Here is a 24088-nt window from a genome sequence, read left to right on the forward strand (position 1 = left end):
GCCACCCGCTCCCGGTCAGGACCGGGTGATCGCGTTGGCGTGGATCGCCTCGTTCAGGTACGCGGCCATCCCGGGACGCAGCGTCTCGAAGTACGCGGTGAACCGCGGATCCGCCACGTACATGTCGGCCAGGCCGGTGTGGATCTCGTACGAGCAGTCGTACCACCACTTCGTGATGAGCTGCCGGTGCTCCTCGGCCAGCGCCATCGCCTCCGGGCCGTCAGCCGGCGCGCCCGAGTCCATGAGCGCAGCGAACCGCCGCCCCCAGTCCTCGTTCTCCGCCTTGTTGCGCAGCCAGTCCTCCTTCGAGTAGCGGCCCGCGCGCTCCTGCGACTGCCGGTACGCCTCGGTGCCGCCCCAGCGCTGCTCCGCCTCCTCGGCGTGCTCGTCCGGGTCGAAGTCCCCGAACACCTCGAACCGCTCCTCCGGCGTCAACTGGATCCCCAACGTCCTCGCCTCCATCGCGTGTTCGATCGCCGCGACCATCTCCTGGAGCTTCCCGATCCGCCCGGACAGCAACTCGTGCTGCCGACGCAGGTGCGCCACCGGGTCGGCGTCCGGATCGTCCAGGATCTCGGCGATCTCCTCCAGCGGGAACCCCAGCTCGCGGTAGTAGCGGATGAGCTGCAACCGGTCCAGGTCCGCCTCGTCGTAGCGGCGGTAGCCCGCCGCCGTGCGCCCGCTGGGCCGCAGCAGCCCGATCTCGTCGTAGTGGTGCAGCGTCCGGACCGTCACCCGGGCCGCCCGCGCCACCTGCCCCACCGTGTACGCCATGGTTCCCTCCCTTCCGCGACCAAGGCTGCCGCCTTCCGCTGCGTGAGGGTCAAGGCGGAAACACGACGACGCCCCCGACCATGATCGGCCGGGGGCGTCGTCGGTGCGGTCAGTTGGTGACCTTCTCCTTCTCCGGGGCGGCGAAGGTCGCGTTTGCCGGAGTGCGGAAGGCGTGCACCAGGCCGGCGGCCGAGAGCAGCAGGAGCAGGCCCGCGCCGAGGTACAGGGCCAGGGCGCCCTGCTCGGCCTTGCGGCCGAACTCGCTGAAGCCGTACGAGGTGAGCAGCAGGCCGCGCAGCGTCTCGCCCTTGAACACGGTCTCCCGCTGGGCGCTCACCTCGGCGAGCTGCTTCTGCAGGTCGGCCAGGTTGGCGGCGTTGCTCTGCTCGGCTTGGGCCACCTGCTCGCGCAGCGCGCTCTGCGGCTCGCCCAGGTCGGCGTAGGTCTTGCCACCGGCCATGTTCTTCAGGTGCAGGCCGATGTACTCGTTGGCGTAGCACTCGGCCTGCTTGCCGGTGGTCATCTTCTGGCCGGCGTACTCGCGCAGGCAGTCCGACTTCTTCTCCTCGTCGGAGAGCTTGTCCGCCGGGGTGAAGGTGATGTGCTGCGCGCCGAGCTGGTCGCGTACGTAGTCGTTGGCGAAGTTGGCGTTCGTCGTCAGGACGACGCCGACGACGAGCAGCAGGACCGCCAGGCCCAGCCCACCGATGCTGAACAGCAGGTCGAGAGTCCGTCGCTTCATATCAAGCTCCCGTGTGGAGGGTGTGTTCGTCTTGTTGACGAGAACCATAATGGCGGTGGCGGACCGCAGGTGAGCAGGGTCGAATCCCCTGTCCCGTCCGGGACCTTCGGCCCCCGTGGCCCCGGGCCGGTCAGCGCCCGGCGTCCGCTCCGGACAACGCGGGAAGCAGGTCCGTCAGGGCGGCCGGACGGCCGTACCGCCAGCCCTGACCCTGCCGGCAGCCGATCGCGGTGACCGCCGCGTGCTGTGCGACGGTCTCCACCCCCTCGGCGACCACGGCCAGGTCGAACGCGCCGGCCAGCCGGTTCACCATCTCGACTGTGGCGTACGCGCGGGCGTCGCCGGCGTCCAGCCGGGACACGAACGACCTGTCGATCTTCAGCTCGGTGGCCGGGATGCGGTGCAGATAGCTCAGCGACGAGTAACCGGTGCCGAAGTCGTCGATGGCGATGCGGATGCCGAGGTCACGTAGCTGGGACAGCCGGTCGAGCACCGACTCGCTGCCTTCGATCAGCGCCGACTCGGTCAGTTCCAGGGTGAGCGCGCGGGGCGGCAGACCGGCCGCGCCGACCGCGCCGGTGACGGTGGCGATCAGGTCGGGCCGGCACAGGTGGGCGGCGGCGATGTTCACCGCCACGGTCACGTCGGGCGCGTGCTCGCGCCAGGTGGCCGCCGCCCGGCACGCCTCGTGGATGACCCACCTGTCGATGGCCACGATCAGCCCGGTCTCCTCGGCCAGTGGCAGGAACCGCGCCGGGGTCAGCACGCCCAGCCGGGGATGCCGCCAGCGCACCAGCGCCTCCGCGCTGCGTACCGTGCCGGTGTCCAGGTCGACGATCGGCTGGAACTCCATCAGCAACTGGCCCTCGTCCACCGCGCGGCGCAGGTCGGCGATCAGCTCGGCCCGGCTGACCGCCGACTCGCGCAGCTCCGGCGTGCACGTGCGGTACGCGGCCTTGCCGGCGGCCTTCGCCGCGTACATGGCGATGTCGGCGTCGCGGAGCAGGTCGGTGTGCGAGGTGTGCTGCGGCCCGTACTCGGCGATGCCGATGCTCGCCGACGGGTGGACGCCGAGGTCCTCCTCGCCCGGCAGCGGTTCCAGGGCGGCCAGGAGCCGGACCGCGAGCCGCTCCGGTGACACCTGACGTTCCCCGGCCACCAGCACCGCGAACTCGTCGCCGCCGAGCCGGGCGATCATCCCGTCCGGGCCGACCGCGTCCCGCATGCGTTCCGCGGTGGCGGTGAGCAGCCGGTCCCCGGCGGCGTGCCCGAACCTGTCGTTCACCTGCTTGAAGCCGTCCAGGTCGAGCAGCACCACGGCGACCGGGCCGCCGGCGCGCAACGCCCGCCGCAGCCGCCGGACGAACGTCAGCCGGTTGGGCAGGCCGGTGAGCTGGTCGGAGTACGCGAGCCGGCGCAGCCGGCCGACCAGCCGCAGGTTCTCGTTCGCGGCCAGCCCCTGGCGCAGCGCCAGCACCCCGAGCAGGCCCATCATGCCGACGAAGACCACCTGCGGGGTCTGCCCGCTGGGCTGCCGGGACAGCAGGACCGCGACGATCGCGCCGCCCACCGGCAGGTACGGCAAGGCGACCCGCCACCACGGCGGCAGCGGCGAGTCGACCAGGTCGTCCTCGCCGTCCCCGTCGGACGGAGGCGGATAGCGGGTGGCCAGGCCGACCAGCAGGTAGCTCAGCGGCCAGCAGACGTCGACCGGGTGCCCGGGCGTGTAGTCGCCGCGTGCGACCAGCGAGACGTAGACGGCGTCCGCGCCGGACCGGATCGCCAGGCCCGCACCGATCACGGTGAGCGCCCGCCACATCGGCCGGCCCGGACCGGCCACCGCCACCAGGATGGTGAGCTGCATCAGGTCGAACATCGGGTAGAGCAGCCCGAACGTCCGCATCGGGTCGGCCAGCTCGGCGTCGGTGATGCGGTGGAACACCACCACCCAGCCGATCGGGATGAGGGCCAGCCCGACGATCACCCCGTCGAGCAGGGTGCGGGCCCGGCCGATCACGCTGCGCGGGCCGGTGCGGGAGCACAGCAGCGCGCCGGTGCCGGTGACGATGCCGGCGGCGAACAGGCCCGCCACCAGCGGAGTGTGAGGCAGGCCGAGCCCGCCGAGCCGTTCCACTGTCCACACCGCGCGGCCGAGCGCGGCGAGCACCATGGTGGCGGCGAGCAGTTCCCAGAACCGGCGCAGCACGGCCGGCTGCCGTCGCGCCGCGCCGACGCAGAGCACCGCCGCCCAGCTCGACACCGCCATCGCGCCGACGTCGCTCACCAGCGCCGCGCCCGGCAGCCGGGCGGCCAGCCAGGCCATCTCCCCGAGTACGACGACAGCGGCCGCGACAAGTCCGACACGGCCGACGAGCGGATGACGGGCCGGCGCCGCGGCGGCGAGGCTCACGTCGTGCTGGGATACAACGATGCGCTCCGGCTCTCTTCCAGACGTGCACCCTCGACGACGAGGACCGGACGACGGACGGCGCAAGCCTAGCCAGCGCCGGGGACTGCCGCCAGAGTCGACGACTGTCGGTCAGCGGACCGCAGGCGGGTGCCGGTAGAGGGAGACCAGCACGCCGTAGCGCGGCTGCCCCGGCGGCGCCTCCTCGGCCTCACCGACCAGTTCGTCCAGCGTGGATCGCAGACGCTGGGCCTGGGCCGGCGTGAGCCGCAGGTGTCGCAGGTGCACGAGCGGGTCGGTGTCACCGGCGAGTTCCTCGGCGTACGCCCCGAGCAGCGCGGCGGTGGCACTCGCGTCGGTGCCGGCGCCGACGAGGCGGCGGAACGTGCGTTCGTGGTAGCGCTCGGTGCCGCCCCGGACCTGGCGGCTGTGTGCCGGGCGGACCATGCCGGCCTCGGTCAGCACCGCCAGGTGGTGGGCCACAGTGCCCTTCGCCGCGCCGAGACGGGCGGCGAGCCGGCTGAGCGTGGCGGGACCGGCTCCGAGCGCGAACAGCAGCCGGTGCCGGAACGGGTGGGCCAGCGCCTTGAACTGGGCCGGGTCGCGGATCTCCAGCGGATCGTCGGTCACCGCGAAAGCGTCTAGTTCTCTTGACGCTTTTGTCAACCGGCTGCTCTACTTCTCGCCCACCACGAGAACGGGGACTCGATGGATCCGGACCAGATCACCGCCATCGTCGAACGGGCCGCCGCCCTGGTCGCCGACGAGTACGTCCTGCCCGACGTCGCCGACCGGATCGCCGGCCGGCTGCGCGAGCGCCTGGGCGCCGGCGCGTACGCCGAGGCGGGCGACGCCGCCACGCTCGGCGCGCTCGTCACCGCCGACCTCCAGTTGGCCAACCGCGACCTGCACCTGCGGCTCAAGCATCACGAGCAGCCGCTGTCCGACGAGGCCGACGACCCGACCGGGGCACACTTCGCGCGCCTCGCCGCGCTCGGCATGGGCGGCGTGACCCGGGTGCAGCGGCTACCGGGAAACGTCGGGCTGCTGGAGATCCAGCCGTACGTGTTCCCGCCCGACCTGGCCGGCGACGCGCTGACCGCCGCGCTGCGGCTGCTCGCCGGCACCGACGCGCTCCTGCTCGACCTGCGCGGCACCGAGGGCGGCAGCCCGGACGGGGTGGCACTGATCTGCGGCTGGTTCTTCGCCGAGCCGACGCACCTGCACACCATGCACGAACGCTCCGGCGCCACCCGCCAGTTCTGGAGCGCCGCCTGGCTGCCGGTCCCCCGGTACGCCCCGGAGAAGCCGGTGCACGTGCTCGCCGGTCCGGTCACGTTCTCCGGCGGCGAGGAACTGGCGTACGACCTTCAGCAGTTCGGCCGGGCCACAGTGGTCGGTGAGCCCACCCGGGGTGGCGCGCATCCCCGCGTCGGGCACCGGCTGCACCCCCACCTGGAACTGACGGTGCCGGTGGCCCGGCCCGTGCACGCGGCGAGCGGAACCAACTGGGAGGGCTGCGGCGTCGCCCCGGACGTCGAGACCCCGGCCGACCGGGCACACGACGTCGCGTACCGCCGGAGCCTGGAGGCGCTGCTGGCGGCGGACCCGGACCGGCCGACGGCGGCCGAGGCACGGACGGCCCTCGCCGCCCTGGACTGAGCCGCGCGGGTCAGGACCAGTCCTCCGCCGGGGCCGGGTCCGGCGGCGCGACGGCCGTGCCGGGCGGCCCGCCGTGCGTCCACGGCGTCTCCTCCGGCGCCGGGAACGCGCCACCCGGCAGGAACCCGTCGGACAGGCTGGTCAGGCAGATCCGCTCGCCCACCTCGGGGACGCTGCCGGGCGGCGCGGTCAGCCCCCGGCCCATCCCGCCGGACAGTTCCAGCACCACCTCGGTCTTGCCGTCGCCGCCGGGCGTCACGAACACGACCTTCGCCTTCTGCCCCGGGCGGGCCGGGGAGTACAGCGTCGCGCCCACCGGCATCGGCACCGGCTCGGTGGTGACCACCTGGATGCGCGGGCGCAGCACCGGCCGCTTGCCGGAGTCGTCCACCCGCACCGGGTCGGCGAGCGTCACCTCGCCGACGAACGCCTCCCCGGACAGCCGGTGCTCGGCCATCACCAGCGGATCGTCGTAGGCGCGCTGCACCGCCCACGCGGTCGACGCCCGTTCCAGCCGCTGCAACCGCAGCGCCGCCGCCACCGCGCCGTCGCGTCGCGGCTGCGGGCCGCCCCCGGCGTCGACGTGCTCGGCGTGCGCGGTGAACGCGTCCCGGTCACCGGCCCACCGGCCGGTCACCCGCGCGCCGGCCGGCAGCGTCCGCAACAGCCCGACGCCGCGCCACATCAGCTCCCAGGTGGGCGCGAGCTGGTCCCGCAACAGACCGGCGAGCTCGTCGTACGCGGCCGCGCGGGCCGCCGGGTCGTCCTCGGCCCGGGTGTACGCCTCGATCGCCGGGGCGAGCCGGCGGTTGTCGAAGTCCGGGTCGGTGGCCGGCCCGGCCGGCGGGCAGTTCTTCGGGTCCTCGGCACGGACCGCCGCCTGGGCGCCGGTCAGCCCGGCGGGCGGGTCCAGCCAGCCCAGCACCGCCGGCAGGTGCAGATCCTCCACCACGCTCTGCCCGGTCGCCCAGTGCAACGTCAGCGCGTCGGTGAGCGCCAGCAACGCCGACGAGCCGGGCTGCTCGGCACGCTCGGCGAAGAACGTCAGCCAGCGGCCGAGCAGCGGCACCGACTGGTGCACCGGATAGTCGCCGTCGGTACGGCGGAACCGGGTCGAGCGGCCGAACAGCCGCAGGAACGTGATCCCGGCCGGGTTCGGCACCAGCAGTTGCGGCGCGTCGACGTACCGGTGGCGGACGTCGCGGCCCCGGTCCACCGGCACCACCTCGGTCAGGTCGCGGAACTCGTCCAGGTACGGCAGCACGATCGCGGCCAGCTCGGCGGCGAACGCGAACCGCTGGTCCCGGTTGCGCGGCTGCGGCACCACCAGCAGCCGCGCCTCGTCGGGCGCGGCGCCCACCATCGCGGCCAGCGGGGCGTTCGCCTCACCGGCGAGCGCGAGCGGCACCAGCACCAGCGGCCGCTCCGACAGGTGCAGGTGGCGGACGGTGGCCACCGGCTGGGCCCGCCCGGTGGCGACCGCCTGCGCCCGGGCGAGCGCGCGCAGCGTACTCACGCGGTTTGCCCCGCTAGGGCGTCGGCGCGCAGGCGCGCGGCGGCCCGCAGCAGCGCGGCGGCCTCCGCCTGCTCCGGTTCGGGCGCGGCCACGCCCTCGGCGAGCGCCAGCACGTCGGCCACCTTCTCCACGCCGCCCAGTGCCTCGCGGACCGGCCGGCCCAGCGCGCCGGTCCGGCCGCGCGCCTCGTGCCGGCAGAAGTACGCCAGCTCGCAGGCGGCCAGGCAGTCCGGCGCGTAACGGGCGGGCACCTGGTGCAGCGCGGCGGCGAGCGTGGCCGGATCGGCCGCCGGGTCGACTGTGAACCCGGCCGGTACGGCGGCGAGCAGCTCCTCGACCCGGGCCATCCGGGCCAGCTGGCGGCGCAGCACCAGCAGTTGCCGGCGCACGTCGAGCAGGCTGGCCACCGGCTGGTTGGCGAAGTCGCGCGGGCAGACCAGCACCACCTCGTGCGACACCAGCTCCGGGTCGCGTCCCTCGGCGGCGAGCAGCTCGCGCAGCGCCAGCACGTAGACGGCGGACTGGATCGCGGCGGCGGCGACCTTGCCCGGGTCGGCCTGCCCGTCGATCACCGGAAACGACTTGATCTCCACGACGTGGAACCGGCCGGCCAGCCGGGCGGCGACCAGGTCCGGTTCCAGGTGCACCCGGGTGCCCGCCACGTCCAGGCCGAGCAGCGGGTGGTCGAACAGCGCCGGGCCGTCGCCGCCGGCGGTGAGCGCCGCCCGGGACCGCTCCGGCCGGTCGTCGTCGGCGCCCAGGTCGGTCCAGGTGGCATCGGCCGGGACCGGTACGCCCAGCCGCTCCGCGACCAGGCGCAGCAACTCCGCCCCGCCGTCGGCCTTGACCTGCGCCTCGAACGCGTTGCCCCGGGTGATCGCGAAGCGGGACTGGCCGAACTTCGCCGGGAAGCCGAGTTGCTCGGCGAGCGCCGGCTTGTCCGCACCGGCGCTGTCCAGCACGGCGCGGCGGGGGCAGCCGGGGTTGCCGGTCAGCGCGGCGATGGTGCGGGCGTTGTGCCGTCGGGGCGGCCCACCTCCCCTGATCTGCGCCAGCCGCTCCTCCACGCCACCCATGATCCCAGAATAGGTGTGCGCACCCGGGACTCAGCGGCCGGCGGAGCGGTTCCAGGGCGAGCGGGGCGACTGCGCGCCCGCGACCCGGCGACGCCGGCGGCGGTGCCGGCGCCCGGGCGTGCAGGGTGGACGGGCGGCGGTGTGCACCGGCGGGGCGATCGGAGTGGCGGGCTGCCGGCCGATCAGCCAGTAGAGGAAGCGGGTCACTGTCAGCCGACCGGGAGGCGCTCGGCCTCGGCGCGGGAGATGTCGTACTCGGCGCCGCAGAACGTGCACTGCTGCGCGTACCGGGTGCGCAGCGGGATCAGCGGAATGAAGAAGAGGCTGAACCTGGTGACCCGGCGGGTGATCACCTGGGCGGCCTGGTTGCCGCAGTTGCGGCAGACCTGGGTGACGACGCCGGACCGGACGACCTTGGTCCGCAGCCCGATGATGAAGAACATCGCCCGGCATTACCCACCCGGGGCCCGGGTTAAGCGGGCCCCGGGTGGGTCACCGGAAGGTCAGGCGGGAACCTCGTCGGTCAGCCAGATCGGCCGCCAGTCCGGCACCTCGTGGAAGCGCCGCAGCTCGGCGAACCCGGAGACGATGCCGGTCCAGGCGCCGTACGGCGGGTTGCCCTCGTCGAAGCCGGACTGCACGAACGTCAGCTTCGTCCGGCCCTCGGACTCGTCCAGCTCCCAGGAGGTCACGCCGGTCGGTCCCCAGTCGATGGAGAGCCCCCGTCCCGGCGTCACGTCGAACACCTTCGCGGCCTGACCGGCGTCGAAGCCGCCCATCGCGTACCGGCCGCCCTCCCAGGGCTCGATGCCGATCGGGTAGCCGAACCAGGCGCCCGCCTGCTCCGAGTCGGTGAGTGACGTCCACACCTTGTCCATCGGCGCGTCGATCAGCAGCTCGCCGCGCAGGTCGGCGGAGGTGAAGTCGGTACGCGGCAGCAGCGGCCGGCCGTCCAGGTGGTCGTTGAGGTTGGCGAGCGCCAGGTACCAGTACGTCTGGAGCACACCGCGGATGCTGCTGCCGCTCATCGCCTCCGCGTAGTCGAAGTGACTCTGCCGCAGCGTGAGTATGGTGCCGTCGCCGTCGGGCTCCAGCTCGAACTCGGTGGTGGTCTCCACCCCGTCGAGCGTCCACGCGAAGCGCAGCGTCCGGTCGTCGACGTGCAGCAGCCGCTGGTGTGGCGCGTCGCCCTCGGGCGTGTAGCGGCCCCAGAACTCGTACCGCCGGGGCAGCTCGACCTCGACGTGCTCGGCCAGCCAGACGCGCAGCTCGGCGGGGTTGGTCAGGGCCCGGCGGACGGTCGCCACCGGCGCGGCGAGGCGGGCGCGGATGGTCATCGGCTCAGTCATGCGTGTCGCCTTTCGGGTAGCAGGCCACGGCGAGCTTGAAGGCGTCTCCCTCGGCGCCGCCGTAGCGCGTGAACAGGTCCTGCAGCGTCGTCTGCAGGTCGTGCAGGAACTCCTGCCGTCGCTCGGCGGGCACCCGGATCTCACCGGAGACGCCGACGGACGGCAGTTCGGGGGCGGTGCGGTCCAGCGCGGCGATGTCGGCCTGGACCTCCTCCATGAGGTCGAGCAGGTAGCCCAGGCTCAGCTCGTCGCGGGCCCGGCGGGTGCCGCCGATGCGGCCGACCAGGCGGGGCGAGAGCCAGTACGACCGGGCGACGGCCTGGTAGATGCCCTCGGTGATGCCGCGCACCTGCCGCTGTGCCACCTGCTCGGCCAGCCCGGCCGCGACGAGCTGCTTGACGTGGTAGTAGACGCGCTGCGGCGTCTGCTCCAGCCGGGCCGCGACCTCGGTGCAGGTGCGGGGCTCGGCGAGTTGCCGCAGCACTTCGATGCGCTGCGGCTTGAGCAGGATCTCGGCCTGCTCGCGCTGTTCCAGGTACAGGACGTCTCTCATGGCAAAATCAGTTTGTACGTACAAAACTTCTTTGTCAATGGCATCGACGAAAGGCCGCGCGGTCCGCGCGGCCTTTCGTCGGTACGACCGGTCAGGGCGTCCAGTCCGGACGCAGCGGGTACCCGTTCACCCCTTCCGGGCCGTTGTGCGTGGCGAGCACGTGGTGCAGCTGGATGCCGTTGCGCTCGAACGCCAGCCGGGAGCCGGCCATGTAGAGGCCCCACACCTTCGCGGTGCCCGGCCCGACCTCGCCGACGCAGAAGTCCCAGTGCTCGACCAGGTTGCGGCACCAGCCGGCGAGCGTCAGCGCGTAGTGCTGGCGCAGGTTCTCCTCGTGGTGCACCTCGAACCCGGCGTCGTGGATCTCGCTGATCAGCCGGCCCGGGCCGGCCAGCTCGCCGTCCGGGAAGACGTACCTGTCGATGAACGCGCCGGAGCGGTGCGGCGCCCGGTTGTCGGCGCGGGTGATGCAGTGGTTCAGCAGCCGCCCGCCGGGCTTGAGCCGGGAGCGCAGCGCGCCGAAGTAGGCCGGGTAGTTGCGCACGCCGATGTGCTCGGTCAGCCCGATCGAGGAGATCGCGTCGAACTGCTCGCGCGGCGCGTCCCGGTAGTCCAGGTGGCGCACCTCGGCCAGCTCGCTCAGCCCCTCCCGTTCGATCGCCGCCTGCGCCCACTCGGCCTGCGCCTTCGACAGCGTCACACCGAGCGCCTTGACGCCGTACTCGCGGGCCGCGTGCCGGACCATGCCGCCCCAGCCGCAGCCGACGTCCAGCAGCCGCATCCCCGGCTTGAGCGCCAGCTTGCCGGCGACCAGGTCGTACTTGTTCCGCTGCGCCTCCTCCAGCGTGTCGCCGGGACTGCGGTACACCGCGCAGGTGTACGTCATGGACGGCCCGAGCACCTTCTCGTAGAAGGCGTTCGACACGTCGTAGTGGTGCGAGATCGCGCTGCTGTCCCGGGTACGCGAGTGACGCAGCCCGGTCATCAGCCGCCGCCAGCGCGGGGCCGCCTCCTGCGGCGGGGGCGGCGGCGGGCGCAGCCGTTCCCAGCCCAGCCCCCGGACCAGCGCGAGTGCCTCACTCATCGCCGGGAGCCGCAGCGGCACCTCGTCCTTGATGACCCGCAGCGCCTCGTACGGGTCGCCCGGGTGCACCCCCTCCAGCCCCAGGTCGCCGCTGACGTAGGCCCGGGCCATGCCCAGGTCGCCGGGCGCGGTGAGCAGGTAGGACAGGCCCCGCTCGGTGCGGATCGCCAGGGTGATCCCGGCGTCGGCCGGGCCCAGCGCGCTGCCGTCGTAGCCGGTGACCCGGACGGGCAGGTCGCCGGTGGTGACCGCGCGGACCACGTCCGCGACTGTGGGTCCGGTACGCCGCCCGCCCGCCGGCGGGCCGGCCGGGGCGCTCGCCGCCCCCGGTGTTCGGTCGGTCAGACTCATGCTCGGGATACCGCCTTCTCGTACAGTCCGGTGAGTCGGTGGTCCGGGTCGTAGCGGTCCTTCACGGCACGCCAGGTGTCCCCGCCGTAGAGGCGGTCGAACTCGCCCCGGTCGTAGTACGCGTCGGAGTAGAGCGACTTGTGGCCGCCCACCTCCGACACCATGCGCTCGATCTGGCGGTTGACGTCGCCGTCGGCGGCGCCCGCCGCGATGGGCACGCTCCCCCAGAAGCCGATGTTCACATACGTTTCGCCCGGTTGGAGCGGATATAGCGGCCACGCCTTCGCCGACCCGGGACCGGACGGCTCCCGCAGCCGCAGCGGGCACAGCCACACCGGCGTCATGCCCACGTTCGCGGCGAACCAGCGCAGGAACTCGGGCGTGCGGTCGAGCGGGACCTCGACGTCCTGCACCACCCGCTCCCGGGCCGGGCGGCCACGCCACCTGTCGACCCGGGCGGCCACCTGGTGCCGGTGCTCCAGCCGCACGATCCGGTGGTAGACGTCGCTGCGCCGGTAGCGCCGCGGCCACAGCCGCCGCACCACCGGGTGCTGCACCCCGAACGCCGCCGAACACCAGAACCAGTCGGTGTCCCAGCGCCAGAGATAGTCGTACGCGGTGAGCGTGTCCCGGGTGCGCCGGCGCAGCGAGCGGTAGTAGATCTCCTGGCCGGTGTAGTCGGACGGGCCGTCGTCGGCCTCGTCGGTGAACGTGCCGAGCACCAGGTACGCCTCGCCGGGACTGAACACCACCCCGTCCATGGCGTCGACCGGGTCACCGCCCCAGGCGCCCTTGGCGACCACCTCACCGATCGCGTCGACCAGTTCCTCCAGCCGGGTGAACCGGATGTTGCGCAGCGACACGTACCGGCGGACCGGTTGCAGCTCGATGCGCAGCCGGGTCGCGTAGCCGAGGCTGCCGAGCGAGTTCGGGAAGGCCCGGTGCAGGTCGGCGTGCTCGCCCTGCGGCCGGGTCGTGACGATCTCCCCCGCGCCGGTGAGGACGTCCATCTCCCGCACCGACTCGTGCGGCAGGCCGTTGCGGAAGGAGGTGGACTCGATGCCCAGGCCGGTCACCGCCCCGCCCAGCGTGATGGTGCGCAACTGCGGCACGACGAGCGGCATCAGGCCGTGCGGCAGCGTCGCGTCGACCAGATCCTCGTACGTGCACATGCCCTGCACGTCGGCGGTACGGGCCGCCGGGTCCACAGCGAGCACACCGGTCAGGCCGCTCACGTCCAGGCCGGGCGTACGCGGCGCGGAGCGGGGCCGGAACAGGTTCGAGGTCTGCTTGGCCAGCCGTACGGGTTCCCCGGCGGGCACCGCGGCGTAGGAGCGCCGCAGCGTGTCCACCGCCCGTTCATGATCACGGACAGCGTGCATGAGATCACCTTACGCGCGGGTACGACAATTCGTGGGACGTCCACGGTGGCCTCGCCGACTCGCGGTCGACTCGCGCGTTACCGTGACCGCCATGGCGAATCCCGCGCTGACCGCTCTCGACCACGCCGGCCTGCCGTACCGGGTGATCCGCCACGGTCCGGTCGCGAGCCTCGCCGAGGCGGCCGCGGCACGCGGCGTCGAGGTGCCCGACGTGGTCAAGACGATCGTGGTCCGCCGCGGCGAGGGCGACCTGCTGTTCGTGCTCACGCCCGGCGGCCGGGTGGTCTCCTGGCCGAAGCTGCGCGCCCTGCTCGGGGTGAGCCGGCTGTCGATGCCCGACGCCGAGGCGGCGAAGGCCGCCACCGGGTACGCGCGCGGCACCATCACGCCGTTCGGCTCCACCACCGCCTGGCCGGTCGTCGCCGACGAGCGGCTGCGCGGCCGGGAGGTCACGCTCGGCGCGGGCGAGCACGGCCTCGCCGTCGCCGTCGACGCGGACACCGCGCTGGCCGCGCTCGGCGCGACGGTGGCGGACGTGACCGATGAGGAGCCGACGCGTTGAGCGGTGGCCGGTAGTGCGGCCACCGGCATAGCGTGGAGGACATGCCGAAAGCCGTCTGGAACGACCTCGTCGTCGCCGAGAGCGACGACACAGTGGTGGTCGAGGGCAACCACTACTTCCCCCGTACCGCGCTGCGCGCGGACCTGATCCGGGAGTCCGACACCCACACGGTCTGCCCGTGGAAGGGCACGGCCTCCTACTACACGCTCGAACACGGCGGCGCCACCAGCCCGGACGCCGTCTGGTACTACCCCGATCCCAAGCCGGAGGCGGAGATGGTCCGCGACCGGGTGGCGTTCTGGAAGGACGTCCGGGTCGTCGGCTGAGTCACCGCGCCGCCGGGCGACTGGCACCCGGCGGCCCCGGTGGGTCACTATGCCCCCATGGCCGACCCGCACTCCGACCCGTCCGGCACCGTCTACGGAGCCCGCCGCGCCCGTGGCGCCCGTGGCGTCCGGCTGCCCCAGGACCCGCTGATGCGGGTCGCGCTGGGCGTCGGCGTGGCGGGCGTACTCCTCGGGGCCTTCTTCGCCACCGGTGTGCTCGGCGGCGGTTCCGACCGGCCGGTCGTGCCGGCGGCGGCAGTGCCCACCGTGGCGCCGAGCGAACCGAGCGCGGAACCGACGGCGGAGCCCACGCCGTCGGCGTCGCCCTCGCCGAGCGCGGCGCCGAGCACCCCCGCCGCGCCGGTGGCCACGCCGAAGGTGATCCGGGGCGTGCCGTCCGGGCGCTGCCTCGGCGTGACCGGTGACGAGGCCGAGGGCGCCCAGGCGGCGCTCGCCGACTGCACCGGCGGGCCGGAGCAGCAGTGGGTGGTCACGCCGGTCACCAACGACACCTACCTGCTCGTCAACGCGGCGAGCGGCAAGTGCCTGGACGTCAACGAGGCGAAGACCGACGACGGCACGGACGTGCAGCAGTGGTCCTGCAACGGGCAGGCCAATCAGCAGTGGAAGTTCCAGGCGGCCGGTGACGGCGCGGCGCTGCTCGTCGCAGTGCACAGCGGCAAGTGCGCGCAGGTCGACGACGCGGGCACCGAGCCCGGCCGCGAGCTGGAGCAGGCGCCGTGCAGCGGCGCTCCCGAGCAGCAGTGGGCGGCCGGCTGACCGGTCGGCCCCGGTGGCGCTGACCTGTCAGCCCCCGGTGGCGGCGGCCCGTCACCCCCGGTAGCTCCAGGCCCGCCGGTCCGAGACCACCGGCAGCACGAACGCGGGCTCGTCGGCGGGACGGCGGCGCAGCAGCAGCGACAGCCCGGCCGCGCCGACCGACAGCGCACCGGCCACGTACCAGGCCAGCGCGTAGTCGCCGAGCCGGTCCCGGACCAGGCCGGCACCGGTGGCCGCGAGCGCGGCGCCGAACTGGTGCGCGGCGAACACCCAGCCGAACACCACGGCGCCGGACGCGCCGAACCACTCCCGGCACAGCGCCACCGTCGGCGGGACCGTCGCCACCCAGTCCAGCCCGTAGAAGACGATGAAGACCAGCATGCTCGGCTCCGCAGTACCGGCGAACAGGCCCGGCAGCACCAGCAGCGACGCCCCGCGCAACGCGTAGTAGGCGCCGAGCAGCAGCCGGGCGTCCACCCGGTCGGTGAGCCAGCCGGAGGCGATCGAGCCGGCGATGTCGAAGAGCCCGACCACGGCGAGCAGCCCGGCGGCTGTGGTCTCCGGCATGCCGTGGTCGTGCGCCGCGGGCACGAAGTGCGTACCGACCAGGCCATTCGTGGTCGCGCCGCAGATCGCGAACCCGCCGGCGAGCAGCCAGAACGGCCGCGTCCGCGCGGCGGCGGCGAGCGCGCCGACCGCCCGCGCCGCAGCGCCGCCCGCCGGCCGGGCCGGCGGCACGACCTCGGTCGCGCCGTAGGCGGGCCGCCCCAGGTCCGCCGGATACTCCCGCAACAACCACACCACAAGGGGTACGACCGCCAGCGCGGCCCCGGCGACGACGAGTGCCGCCGTGCGCCAGCCGTGGTCGCGCACCAGCACCGCCAGCAGCGGCAGGAAGACGAGCTGCCCGGCCGCGCCCCCGGCGGTGAGCACACCCGTCACCAGGCCCCGCCGCTTGACGAACCAGCGCCCGGTCACCGTCGCCACGAACGCCAGCGCCATCGACCCGGTGCCCAGCCCGACGAGGACGCCCCAGCACAGCAGGAGCTGCCAGCTCTCGGTCATCCCCACGGTCAGGCCGCTGCCGGCGGCCACCAGCACCAGCGCGCCGGCCACCACCCGGCGGATGCCGAACCGGTCCATCAGCGCGGCGGCGAACGGCGCGGTGAGGCCGTACAGCAGCAGGTTGACCGAGACGGCGGCGGAGATGGTCGCCAGCGGCCAGCCGAACTCGGCGTGCAGCGGGTGCAGCAGCACGCCCGGGGTGGCGCGGAAACCGGCCGCGCCGACCAGCGCGACGAAGGCGACGGCGGCGACGAGCCAGGCCGGGTGCAGGCGGAATCGGGTCACCTACCGAGTCTCGGGCCGGGCGGTTTCCGCGACGAGTGGCCGGAAAGCCATCGTGCGCAATAATCGGGCCATGTCCGTACCGCACCGGGTCGCCGTCCTCGCCCTCGACGGCGTGGTGGCGCTCGACCTCGGCACCCCGGCCCAGGTCCTCGGCGCCGCCCGCGCCGACGACAACATCCCGCTGTACGCCGTGGCGACCTGCACCCCCGGCCGGCTGCCGGTCCGCAGCAGCGCCGGTTTCCAGGTCCTCCCCGACCACGGCCTGGAACTGCTGGAGCGCGCCGACACCGTGATCGTCCCCGGCATCCACTCGGGTACACCGCTGCACGACGGCACGCTTGCCGTCGAGGTGACCGACGCGCTGCGGGCCGCGTACGACAGAGGCGCGCGCGTCATGTCCATCTGCACCGGCGCGTTCGTACTCGCTGCCGCCAGCCTGCTCGACGGCCGCCCGGCCACCACGCACTGGGCGTACGCGTCGCGCTTCCGCCGCCTGCACCCCGGCGTACCGCTCGACCCCGACGTGCTCTTCGTCGACGACGGCCGTGTGCTCACCTCGGCCGGGGTGGCCGCCGGCATCGACCTGTGCCTGCACGTCGTCCGCACCGACCACGGCAGCGCGGTCGCCAACCGGGCCGCCCGGCGCTGCGTGGTGCCGCCGTGGCGCGACGGCGGGCAGGCCCAGTACATCGAACGGCCCGTGCCCCGCGGCGCCGGCAACGGCACCGCCGCCACCCGCGAGTGGGCACGGCAGCGGCTGCACGAGCCGGTGGCGCTGCGCGAGATGGCGGCGCACGCACGGATGAGCGTCCGCACGTTCACCAGGCACTTCCGCTCCGAGACCGGCCTCAGCCCGGCGCAGTGGCTGCTCCAGCAGCGCACCGAGCACGCCCGGGTGCTGTTGGAGACGACTGATCTGAGCGTCGACCGGATCGCCCGGGACGCTGGTTTCGGCACCACCGCCGCACTGCGCCAGCACTTCCACACCCGGGTCGGCGTATCCCCCACCGCCTACCGCCGAACGTTCCGCCCGTCTCCTGCCCCGCGTTCCACTCCGCGTTCCACTCTCGTCGATCATGGAGTTGTGGCGCCTGGAAGGCCGGGCATGCCGGAGTTGTCCACTGCCACAACTGCATGATCGACGGTCCGGGCGGCTCGACGGTTCGGGCGGCTCGACGGTTCGGGCGGCTCAGGCGAGGTGGGGCTGGCGGCGCAGGGCGCGGAGCTGGGCGAGGTGCAGCGGCAGGTGCACGCGGATGTGCAGGTCCAGCGCCCTGCCCCACGGTAGTGAGTCGTCCACGTCCAGGTCGAAGCCCTCGCGTAGCACCGTGTCCACTGGTGTCTCCGCCGCCGGGCCGAGCCGCTCGGCCAGCGCGCACAACTTCTGGCTGGTGGCCCGGAACAACGCGGCCAGACCGTCCAGCCCGCCGCACTCGGAGACCAGCGCGTCCAGTTGCGGACGGTGGATGGTGTCCAGGTCGTAGTAGGCGAACGGCGACCCGGCCAGCACCGCCTCGGTCGCCTCGCTCATCAGCTCGTCGTTGGCGGCGAGGTGCGCGACGATCTGCTCGGCGCTCAGCTGGCCCTCGGGCGGTGGGCCGAACCCGCCCGCGTCGATCTCCGCGAACAACTCCTCGTACGCCTGCCGTAGTGCCGGGGCGTCCACCTCGTCCATGCCCGCATCCAACCCTCGCGGCCGCTGCGGCCACCCCGGCTACCGGGCCCGGTTCACCCGGACGCGTGAAGGCCGGCACCCCGTTGGTTCGGGGTGCCGGCCTTCAGCTCTTGGTCTTACTTGTTCCAGTGCTCGGCTACCAGGTCGGCGGCCTGCTGTTCCCACTGGGCGTAGTGGTCGGGGTAAGCCGACACCTGGACGGTCTGGGCGGCCTTGGTCAGCGGCATGTCCTGCCAGCCGTCGACCTGCTTCAGACCCTTCAGGAACGCCGTCGTGGAGTACTCAGGATCGGTGATCTGCTCCACCGTGCCCCAACCGGAGGAGGGGCGCTGCTGGAACAGGCCCTGCGAGTCGTGGTCGTTACGGTCACCGAGGTGGCCGAGGTTCTCCAACTTCGACTCCTGCAACGCGGTGGCGATCGAGACGACCGCGGCACGCTCGTCCATGCCGGCCTTCTTCGTCGCCGCGATGATCGCCTTCACGTTCTTGGTCTGCTCGTCGTTCAACTCGATACGCGACTGCTCACCCTGCACACCGTGCGGGATCAGCTTGTCACCCTGCACCGTCACCGCAACCGGCTTGGTATGGGTGGTGGTGTCTGCGGCGTGGGCGGCGACCGGACCGGCGAACACGCCACCGGTGAAGGCCAGACCAGCAATACCCAGAACGCTCTTACGCAGAATCGTGTTCATCAGAAATGCTCCATTCGGGGGTCGACGCACCCGCGGGGGACGGGATACGTGGGCACCGTCAGGCGCTCAAAAGTCTTCGAGGGGATCCGGCTGCTCGCGGGGCGGGGGGTGCCTCTGCGCGGCGCCGGAGACGTGTTCAACGACCGGCGGGCCGGGATGATTCCCGGGCCTTCACGGATACCGCCCCGCTCGGGGGCGAGCCCTTGCTCGGTCGTTCACCCGGTTACAACGCCACCGACCCGCCACCGATTCCGCCTCCACGGTGCCGCCCACCACCCCCGAACCGGACACCCACCCCAGAACCCCCGCCCCGCCGGGCAGACCGCCCCACTCCGCCCACCCGTGCTCAAGGAGGTGAGGGCACCGCGCGATCTTGCAGTTTGAGCCCCCGGAACGCCCTGTTTGCGAGGCTCGTGGGGTATGCAAGTGCAAGATCGCGCGGGCTCGGAGGAGGAGAGCTAGGCCGGTTCGGCGCTGCGAGAGCCCCCGACGTCTCGGACTCCGGGGGTCGGCGATCTTGGAGTTGTGGCGCCTCTCCAAGGGTCCAATGAAGCATCGGGCGCATCCTGTTGACGGGTGTGGTCCTCAACCAGGTGCATCTGCACCACTTTGGCGATGCGCCGGATGGCGTTCGCGATGTCGCCGGCGGTGATGGCGAGAGGGCTGGTGATGCTCTCGCCGTCCCGATCGACGCAGAAGCCTGCCTGCTTGTCGAGGTTGCGCTGCTTGGCCGTGGCCGTGAACGTCTCCAAGCTCGGCCACCTCGTACAGCCAGCGTGCCTTGGCGAGTTCCTCCATGGCGAGCACGATCAGCGCCTGCGCCCGGCCGGGGCTGTCATGGGAGGCGAGGAGCGCCGCATCCTCGACCAGCGCCACCGAACGACGTCGTGTCGACGGTGGTCCGAGCCGCCATCAGGGACGCAGATGGTCGATCATGACCCGTTCGACGCGTCGATGAGCCCCTGCAGCGCGTCCCTCGTCGTCGTGAGCTCGGCGATGCGGCCGTCGTACGCCTGGAGATGCTCCACGAGCAGCGGAACTGCGCACGGTTCGAGGCGGTCGGTGTCGTGGATGCAGTCGAGGAGCTCGCGGATAGCCTCCACGGGCAACCCTGCGCCGAGCAGCCACCGGATGGAGCGGACCTGCTCGACGACGGACGGGGCGAACAGGCGCTGGCCGGCGGACGAGCGCTCCGCAGCGATGAGGCCCTGGTTCTCGTAGTGACGCAGCATCCGCGGCGTGGCCGACGTGAGAGCCGCGACATCGCCGATCCGCAGCGCCGCTCCCTGGGTCGCGCCGCTTGCCTCTGCCACTGGTGTCAACTCCTACGGTCGCTTGCATGACCACATCGATCACTCTGTTCAATGGTAGGGCGGCCGAGGCGGCGGACCTCGCGCCACTGGCCTTCGCCGGGTTCGCCCACTTCACCGCGATGCAGGTCCGGGACCATCGTGTGCGAGGGCTGGACCTGCACCTGGCCCGTCTTCGGGACGCCAGCGACGAGCTCTTCGGCCGTCACCTGGCTGACGAGACGATCCTCAAGCAGATGCGCAGCGCTCTGGCGGCCGCTCCCCCGGACGCGTCGCTGACATGCTTCGTCTCCTCGCGGCCGGAAGAGTTCGCCCCCGCTGGGGAGGACGTTGACCTCGACGTGCTGGTGAAGGTCACCGATCCCGCGACTGCGCCGTCCGGACCTCTCTCGCTCGACGTCGTCGAGCACGAGCGGCATCTCCCCCGCGTCAAGCACGTCGGCGAGGTGTCGAAGACGCTCCTGCTCAGGCGCGCGAGCGCCCGGGGCTTCGACGACGCCGCGTTCGCCGACCGATCGGGTCGGCTGAGCGAGGCCACCATCTGGAACCTCGCCTTCTGGGACGGAGAGGCCGTTATCTGGCCGTGCGCCGAGGTCCTCCCCGGCGTCACGATGCAGATCCTGACGCGCCGACTCGACGCACTAAGGGTTCCTCAACGGACGCAGGAGGTCAGGTGCGGCGAGCTCGGCGGGCGTGTCGCGGCCGCGGTGGTGAACTCGTGGACGCCGGGCATCGCGGTCGCGCGACTCGGCGACGAGCCGCTCGTCCAGGACCAGGAATTCCTGCGCATTCTGCACGCCGCCTATGCCGAAGAGCCTGCGGTCGCGCTGTGATCGTCGAGAGCGCTGTGGTGTAACGGCGTGGGCGGTCACCCACTCGTGACCGCCGGCCACCGCGCGGCCCGGTCGAGCTGGAGCGGGGTGGCCACGTCGACCGCGTCCGGAGCGATACCCGAGTCGCGCAGGAACCGACCGTGGGCGGCCGGCTGTCAGCGGCGGCCGTGGCGGGAGCGTAAGTAGTCGGAGACCACGTACTCGCCCAGGTCGTCCAAGTCCGGGGTGAACATGCGGCCACCCGAACGTCGCGCCACCGCGTCCACGAACCGGCGCAGCCCTGGATCGTCGCCCAGCATGAACAGGTTGAGCGTCGCGCCGTACCGGGTCAGCCGGTCCACCTCCCGGATCGTCGCCGAGATGGTCTCCGGCAGCGGCGGCCAGTGGAAGTACGCCTCGCCGTCCTCCGGGTCCAGGTGCGCCGTCGGCTCACCGTCGGTGACCACCAGCACCACCGGCTCGGCACCCGGGTGGCGGCGCAGGTGCCGTCCGGCGATCCGCAGCGCGTGCTGGAGGTTGGTGCCCTGCTGCATGTCCGGCTCCACCGCCGCCAGCTCCTGCTGGGTCAGCGGCATCGCCTCCCGGCCGAAGCCGACGATCTGCAGCGCGTCCTGCGGGAACCGGGTCGCCATCAGGTGCGACAGTGCCAGCGCGGTCTGCTTCATCGGACCCCACCGGCCCTGCGAGATCATCGAGTACGACAGGTCGACGCACAGCACCACCGCCGCCGACGCCCGCCGTTCGGTCTCCACCACCTCGAAGTCCTCGACCGCGAGCGGCACCGGCACTCCGGGACCGGCCCGTCGTACCGCCCGGGTGAGCGTGCGCACCACGTCCAGTGGCTGCTCGTCGCCGTACTCCCAGGGGCGTGACGCCCCGCTCACCTCGCCGGCGGCGCCCGCCGTGCGCAGGTCGTGCTGGCCGCGCGGGCCGGCGGTCAGGTCGGAGAAGACGCGCCGCAGCGCGGTGCTCGCGAGCCGGCGCAGCGCCTTGGGGCTGAGCGTCAGCCCGTCCGCGTCGCGGGTGACCCAGCCCTGGCGGCGCAGTTCGCGTTCCAGCTCCCGCAACCGGCGTACGTCGTCGGCGGCGTCCCGGCCCAGCGTGCGGGCGACGGCCTCCACGTCGACGTCGTCGAGTGTGGCGCCGGGCTGGTCGTGGTCGAGGGAGTCCAGCAGCTCGTCGAGTTCGGCGATCTCGTCGAGCGCGCCGGTGGCCTCGCCGTAGCCGAGCGGCTCGTCGCCGCGGACCCGCTCGCCGCGCTGCCAGTTCAGGTCCGGCCGCAGCGACCGCAGGTGCGCGTCGAGCTGGGACAGTTCACCGGCGAGCCGGTCACCGAGCGACTGGCGCATCAGTCCGGCGAGTTCCTCGCGTTGCCGGTCCGACAGCGACCGCATGAGCCGCTCGCCGGCGGCCGCCCGCCGGGCCAGTACGTCGATCAGCTCGTCGACGTCGGTGGGGCGTTCCGGGAAGAACTCGCCGTGGCGGCGCATGAACTCGGCGAACGCGTCGGTGGTGTCCTCGGAGCGGGCGTGCCGGGCGAGCAGGTCGTTGAGGTCGCGCATCATCTCGGCGAGCTGCCGCTGGACGGCCGGGTCGGCGGTGGCTCGCGCAGCGTCGCGCAGCCCGGCGAACCGCTGCTCCAGCACGTCGCCGCGCAGCCCGTCGAGGATCCGCTGGTACGTCTGCCGCGCCTCGGCGCTGGCCCAGTCGTACTCGGACAGCTCCGACACCGCGCGGGCGGTGGAGCGGGGCAGGTTGTCGAGCACGGCCTCGGCGAACCGGGCGTCGTCGCCGTCGCGGCCGCGCAGCTCGTCGCGTTCGGCGGCGAGCGCCTGGTCGAGCAGCGCCCGGGCCCGGGTGACGGCGCCGTCCAGGTCGCCGCGGCGCAGCGCCTCCCGGCGCAGGCGGCGGGCGCGGGCGGCCAGGTCGTCCAGCCCGCCGCGCCCCTGCGGGCCACGTCGCAGCAGCTCGCGCAGCGATTCACGCAGGCTGCCGCCGGCGAGCACGTCCGAGCCGACCGCGTCCACCGCGGCGCGCACGTCGTACGGCGGGGCGAGCGGGTCGGGTCCGCCGCGCCACTGCCCGTACCGGAAGCGGTTGCCGCCGGCCACTGTCAGTCCCGGTCCCCGTAGACGGTGCGCCCGGATTCGGTGACGTCCTTGCCGAGCCGGCGGGTCAGGTGCAGCCCTTCCAGCACGAACTCGATGCCGGCTGCGGCTTCCTCCGGGCTGGGGGCGTCGCCGAGCCCGAGCCGGTCGAGCACCTTGGCCAGCCCCGGCACGGTCCCGACCTGGCGCAACAGTTCGGACGAGGAGACCAGTTCGCCGGTCTCGACGGCGCCGCCCTCGGCGACGATCGCGGTGAAGCCGGACAGGTCGAGCCCGGCGAGCCGGGCGCGGAACGTCTCGGCGGTGGCGGTACGCAGCAGGTGCGCGAGCACCTCGATCTCGCGTCCTTCCTCGCCGCTCTCGAACTCGACCTTGCCGCGCAGCGTGGAGGTCACCGACACGGTGTCCCCGATCCGGGCCACCGGCGCCTCCGGCCGGGACGCCGCCCCGGCGCCACCAGCCGAGGCAGCGGCACCGACGCCCGCAGAGGCAGAGGCAGAGACAGCAGCACCTGCCAGCAGACCCGAACGACGCAACGCGGCGGCGGCGACCGTCTCCGCGGCGGCGATGGCGAACCGGGCGGACACGCCGGAGCGCGGGTCCACCGACGGGGACTCCCGCACGTCGCGGGCGAACCGGGCCAGCACCTCCAGCACGTGCTCCGGTACGACGGCGACCAGGTCGGCCTCCTGCCGGATCAGTGCCAGCTCCAGGTCCAGGTCCAGCGGGTAGTGGGTACGGATCTCCGCGCCGAACCGGTCCTTCAGGGGCGTGATGATCCGGCCCCGGTTGGTGTAGTCCTCCGGGTTGGCGCTGGCCACCAGCAGCAGGTCCAGCGGCAGCCGCAGCTGGTAGCCGCGGACCTGGATGTCGCGCTCCTCCAGCACGTTGAGCAGCGCCACCTGGATGCGTTCGGCCAGGTCGGGCAGCTCGTTTACGGCGAAGACGCCCCGGTTGGTACGCGGTACGAGCCCGAAGTGGATGGTCTCCGGGTCGCCGAGCGTGCGGCCCTGCGCGAGGCGGATCGGGTCGACGTCGCCGATCAGGTCACCGACGCTGGTGTCCGGCGTGGCGAGCTTCTCGCCGTACCGCATCGAGCGGTGCAGCCAGCCGATCGCCAGGTCGTCACCGGCCGAGTCGACGAGCGCCTGGGACGCCGGGGTGAGCGGGTGCATCGGGTGCTCGTTGAGTACCGAGCCGGGGATCACCGGGGTCCATTCGTCGAGCAGCGCGCCGAGCGAGCGGATCAGCCGGGTCTTGCCCTGTCCGCGCTCGCCGAGCAGCACCATGTCGTGCCCGGCGAGCAGCGCGCGCTCGACCTCGGGCAGCACCGTGTCCTCGTAGCCCACGATGCCGGGGAAGCGTTCCTCGCCGGAGCCCATCCGGGCGAGGAGGTTGTCTCGGAGTTCCTGTTTGACCGTGCGGTAGCGGTGGCCGGTCGCGCGCAGCTCGCCGAGCGTGCTCGGCAGGTCGGCGGGCGGGACCGGGGAAACCTGGTTGGGAGCGGTCACCCGACCCACGCTAGCGCGCTCCGACGGCCGGCGGCCTCCGTCGTC

General features: G+C 73.1%; 24 protein-coding genes and 1 pseudogene. 6 read left to right on the top strand and 19 right to left on the bottom strand.

Annotation, left to right across the window (positions count from 1 at the left end):
• Positions 1–15: 15 nt before the first annotated feature.
• The 4 genes from OC439_RS21215 to OC439_RS21230 all read right to left on the bottom strand — a co-directional run bounded on the left by OC439_RS21215 (position 16) and on the right by OC439_RS21230 (position 4553).
• Positions 16–774, bottom strand: a complete 759-nt coding sequence (locus tag OC439_RS21215) for a MerR family transcriptional regulator (RefSeq protein WP_262014943.1) — start codon at positions 772–774, stop codon at positions 16–18.
• Positions 775–883: 109 nt separating this feature from the next.
• Positions 884–1516: a hypothetical protein gene (locus OC439_RS21220; RefSeq protein ID WP_262014944.1), complete on the bottom strand. Its 633-nt coding sequence runs from the start codon at positions 1514–1516 to the stop codon at positions 884–886.
• Between the two features lie 130 nt (positions 1517–1646).
• Positions 1647–3926 carry a putative bifunctional diguanylate cyclase/phosphodiesterase gene (locus OC439_RS21225; RefSeq protein WP_262014945.1) on the bottom strand — a complete coding sequence of 760 codons (2280 nt, stop codon included), beginning with the start codon at positions 3924–3926 and terminating at the stop codon, positions 1647–1649.
• Between the two features lie 129 nt (positions 3927–4055).
• Positions 4056–4553 carry an ArsR/SmtB family transcription factor gene (locus tag OC439_RS21230; protein WP_262014946.1) on the bottom strand — a complete coding sequence of 166 codons (498 nt, stop codon included), beginning with the start codon at positions 4551–4553 and terminating at the stop codon, positions 4056–4058.
• Between the two features lie 78 nt (positions 4554–4631).
• On the opposite strand from OC439_RS21230, the gene OC439_RS21235 reads away from it, so the two are divergent.
• On the top strand, positions 4632–5585 hold the full coding sequence (locus tag OC439_RS21235; RefSeq protein WP_262014947.1) for a S41 family peptidase: 954 nt from the start codon (positions 4632–4634) through the stop codon (positions 5583–5585).
• 10 nt (positions 5586–5595) lie between these two features.
• Here the strand turns inward: OC439_RS21235 and OC439_RS21240 are convergent, their stop codons facing one another.
• The 7 genes from OC439_RS21240 to OC439_RS21270 all read right to left on the bottom strand — a co-directional run bounded on the left by OC439_RS21240 (position 5596) and on the right by OC439_RS21270 (position 12896).
• The gene (locus OC439_RS21240) at positions 5596–7101 is read right to left on the bottom strand and encodes a hypothetical protein (RefSeq protein WP_262014948.1); all 1506 of its coding nucleotides are present in this window, start codon (positions 7099–7101) and stop codon (positions 5596–5598) included.
• Positions 7098–8177, bottom strand: a complete 1080-nt coding sequence (locus tag OC439_RS21245; RefSeq protein ID WP_410054943.1) for a hypothetical protein — start codon at positions 8175–8177, stop codon at positions 7098–7100. Before OC439_RS21245 ends, OC439_RS21240 begins: the two co-directional genes overlap by 4 nt.
• Before the next feature lie 209 nt (positions 8178–8386).
• Positions 8387–8620 carry a zinc ribbon domain-containing protein gene (locus OC439_RS21250; protein ID WP_262014949.1) on the bottom strand — a complete coding sequence of 78 codons (234 nt, stop codon included), beginning with the start codon at positions 8618–8620 and terminating at the stop codon, positions 8387–8389.
• Between the two features lie 60 nt (positions 8621–8680).
• On the bottom strand, positions 8681–9526 hold the full coding sequence (locus OC439_RS21255) for an SRPBCC family protein (protein WP_262014950.1): 846 nt from the start codon (positions 9524–9526) through the stop codon (positions 8681–8683).
• Positions 9519–10079, bottom strand: a complete 561-nt coding sequence (locus OC439_RS21260; protein ID WP_262014951.1) for a winged helix-turn-helix domain-containing protein — start codon at positions 10077–10079, stop codon at positions 9519–9521. The genes OC439_RS21255 and OC439_RS21260 overlap by 8 nt, the downstream gene beginning before the upstream one ends.
• Before the next feature lie 91 nt (positions 10080–10170).
• Positions 10171–11514, bottom strand: coding sequence for a class I SAM-dependent methyltransferase (locus OC439_RS21265; protein ID WP_262014952.1), 1344 nt, complete (start codon positions 11512–11514; stop codon positions 10171–10173).
• Positions 11511–12896, bottom strand: coding sequence for an FAD-binding oxidoreductase (locus OC439_RS21270; RefSeq protein ID WP_262014953.1), 1386 nt, complete (start codon positions 12894–12896; stop codon positions 11511–11513). Before OC439_RS21270 ends, OC439_RS21265 begins: the two co-directional genes overlap by 4 nt.
• 91 nt (positions 12897–12987) lie before the next feature.
• Between OC439_RS21270 and OC439_RS21275 the strand changes: the two genes are divergently transcribed.
• The 3 genes from OC439_RS21275 to OC439_RS21285 are packed head-to-tail and all read left to right on the top strand — an operon-like array spanning position 12988 to position 14564.
• Positions 12988–13458: an aminoacyl-tRNA deacylase gene (locus OC439_RS21275; protein ID WP_262014954.1), complete on the top strand. Its 471-nt coding sequence runs from the start codon at positions 12988–12990 to the stop codon at positions 13456–13458.
• Positions 13459–13499: 41 nt separating this feature from the next.
• Positions 13500–13784 (top strand): DUF427 domain-containing protein, encoded by a 285-nt coding sequence (locus OC439_RS21280; protein ID WP_262014955.1) that lies wholly within the window; start codon positions 13500–13502, stop codon positions 13782–13784.
• 57 nt (positions 13785–13841) lie between these two features.
• A complete protein-coding gene (locus OC439_RS21285; RefSeq protein ID WP_262014956.1) occupies positions 13842–14564 on the top strand; it encodes an RICIN domain-containing protein in 723 nt (240 codons plus the stop codon).
• Between the two features lie 51 nt (positions 14565–14615).
• Here the strand turns inward: OC439_RS21285 and OC439_RS21290 are convergent, their stop codons facing one another.
• Entirely contained in the window at positions 14616–15914 is a 1299-nt protein-coding gene (locus tag OC439_RS21290; protein ID WP_262014957.1) for an MFS transporter, read from the bottom strand.
• Positions 15915–15984: 70 nt separating this feature from the next.
• Between OC439_RS21290 and OC439_RS21295 the strand changes: the two genes are divergently transcribed.
• Positions 15985–17052 carry a GlxA family transcriptional regulator gene (locus OC439_RS21295; RefSeq protein WP_262014958.1) on the top strand — a complete coding sequence of 356 codons (1068 nt, stop codon included), beginning with the start codon at positions 15985–15987 and terminating at the stop codon, positions 17050–17052.
• Between the two features lie 51 nt (positions 17053–17103).
• Here OC439_RS21295 and OC439_RS21300 read toward each other — a convergent pair whose 3' ends face one another.
• The 5 genes and pseudogenes from OC439_RS21300 to OC439_RS21315 form a co-directional block, all read right to left on the bottom strand.
• Positions 17104–17589 (bottom strand): hypothetical protein, encoded by a 486-nt coding sequence (locus OC439_RS21300; RefSeq protein ID WP_228531604.1) that lies wholly within the window; start codon positions 17587–17589, stop codon positions 17104–17106.
• Positions 17590–17705: 116 nt separating this feature from the next.
• Positions 17706–18281 carry a hypothetical protein gene (locus OC439_RS21305; protein ID WP_262014959.1) on the bottom strand — a complete coding sequence of 192 codons (576 nt, stop codon included), beginning with the start codon at positions 18279–18281 and terminating at the stop codon, positions 17706–17708.
• Between the two features lie 458 nt (positions 18282–18739).
• The gene (locus OC439_RS21310) at positions 18740–19033 is read right to left on the bottom strand and encodes a hypothetical protein (RefSeq protein WP_262014960.1); all 294 of its coding nucleotides are present in this window, start codon (positions 19031–19033) and stop codon (positions 18740–18742) included.
• A gap of 25 nt (positions 19034–19058) precedes the next feature.
• Positions 19059–19157: pseudogene (locus OC439_RS30385) on the bottom strand (AbiV family abortive infection protein); the annotation flags it as partial.
• A 56-nt stretch (positions 19158–19213) separates the two neighbouring features.
• Positions 19214–19594: a MerR family transcriptional regulator gene (locus OC439_RS21315; RefSeq protein ID WP_262014961.1), complete on the bottom strand. Its 381-nt coding sequence runs from the start codon at positions 19592–19594 to the stop codon at positions 19214–19216.
• Between the two features lie 26 nt (positions 19595–19620).
• On the opposite strand from OC439_RS21315, the gene OC439_RS21320 reads away from it, so the two are divergent.
• Complete coding sequence (locus OC439_RS21320) at positions 19621–20424, top strand: aminotransferase class IV family protein (protein ID WP_262014962.1); 804 nt, start codon at positions 19621–19623, stop codon at positions 20422–20424.
• A 155-nt stretch (positions 20425–20579) separates the two neighbouring features.
• Here OC439_RS21320 and OC439_RS21325 read toward each other — a convergent pair whose 3' ends face one another.
• Together OC439_RS21325 and OC439_RS21330 are read right to left on the bottom strand one after the other, a co-directional pair.
• On the bottom strand, positions 20580–22535 hold the full coding sequence (locus OC439_RS21325) for a vWA domain-containing protein (RefSeq protein WP_262014963.1): 1956 nt from the start codon (positions 22533–22535) through the stop codon (positions 20580–20582).
• A 2-nt stretch (positions 22536–22537) separates the two neighbouring features.
• On the bottom strand, positions 22538–24052 hold the full coding sequence (locus OC439_RS21330; RefSeq protein WP_262014964.1) for a magnesium chelatase: 1515 nt from the start codon (positions 24050–24052) through the stop codon (positions 22538–22540).
• Positions 24053–24088 lie beyond the last annotated feature (36 nt).

The sequence above is a fragment of the Micromonospora sp. Mcm103 genome, from assembly GCF_024519755.1.
GTDB classification, from domain to species: Bacteria; Actinomycetota; Actinomycetes; order Mycobacteriales; family Micromonosporaceae; genus Micromonospora; species Micromonospora aurantiaca.

Bases quoted from the DNA above. Each gene is read 5' to 3' on its own strand.
- OC439_RS21215 (WP_262014943.1), bottom strand. From the start codon at position 774: ATGGCGTACACGGTGGGGCAGGTGGCGCGGGCGGCCCGGGTGACGGTC.
- OC439_RS21220 (WP_262014944.1), bottom strand. From the start codon at position 1,516: ATGAAGCGACGGACTCTCGACCTGCTGTTCAGCATCGGTGGGCTGGGC.
- OC439_RS21235 (WP_262014947.1), top strand. From the start codon at position 4,632: ATGGATCCGGACCAGATCACCGCCATCGTCGAACGGGCCGCCGCCCTG.
- OC439_RS21245 (WP_410054943.1), bottom strand. From the start codon at position 8,177: ATGGGTGGCGTGGAGGAGCGGCTGGCGCAGATCAGGGGAGGTGGGCCG.
- OC439_RS21250 (WP_262014949.1), bottom strand. From the start codon at position 8,620: ATGTTCTTCATCATCGGGCTGCGGACCAAGGTCGTCCGGTCCGGCGTC.
- OC439_RS21255 (WP_262014950.1), bottom strand. From the start codon at position 9,526: ATGACTGAGCCGATGACCATCCGCGCCCGCCTCGCCGCGCCGGTGGCG.
- OC439_RS21260 (WP_262014951.1), bottom strand. From the start codon at position 10,079: ATGAGAGACGTCCTGTACCTGGAACAGCGCGAGCAGGCCGAGATCCTG.
- OC439_RS21265 (WP_262014952.1), bottom strand. From the start codon at position 11,514: ATGAGTCTGACCGACCGAACACCGGGGGCGGCGAGCGCCCCGGCCGGC.
- OC439_RS21270 (WP_262014953.1), bottom strand. From the start codon at position 12,896: ATGCACGCTGTCCGTGATCATGAACGGGCGGTGGACACGCTGCGGCGC.
- OC439_RS21275 (WP_262014954.1), top strand. From the start codon at position 12,988: ATGGCGAATCCCGCGCTGACCGCTCTCGACCACGCCGGCCTGCCGTAC.
- OC439_RS21280 (WP_262014955.1), top strand. From the start codon at position 13,500: ATGCCGAAAGCCGTCTGGAACGACCTCGTCGTCGCCGAGAGCGACGAC.
- OC439_RS21285 (WP_262014956.1), top strand. From the start codon at position 13,842: ATGGCCGACCCGCACTCCGACCCGTCCGGCACCGTCTACGGAGCCCGC.
- OC439_RS21295 (WP_262014958.1), top strand. From the start codon at position 15,985: ATGTCCGTACCGCACCGGGTCGCCGTCCTCGCCCTCGACGGCGTGGTG.
- OC439_RS21300 (WP_228531604.1), bottom strand. From the start codon at position 17,589: ATGGACGAGGTGGACGCCCCGGCACTACGGCAGGCGTACGAGGAGTTG.
- OC439_RS21305 (WP_262014959.1), bottom strand. From the start codon at position 18,281: ATGAACACGATTCTGCGTAAGAGCGTTCTGGGTATTGCTGGTCTGGCC.
- OC439_RS21320 (WP_262014962.1), top strand. From the start codon at position 19,621: ATGACCACATCGATCACTCTGTTCAATGGTAGGGCGGCCGAGGCGGCG.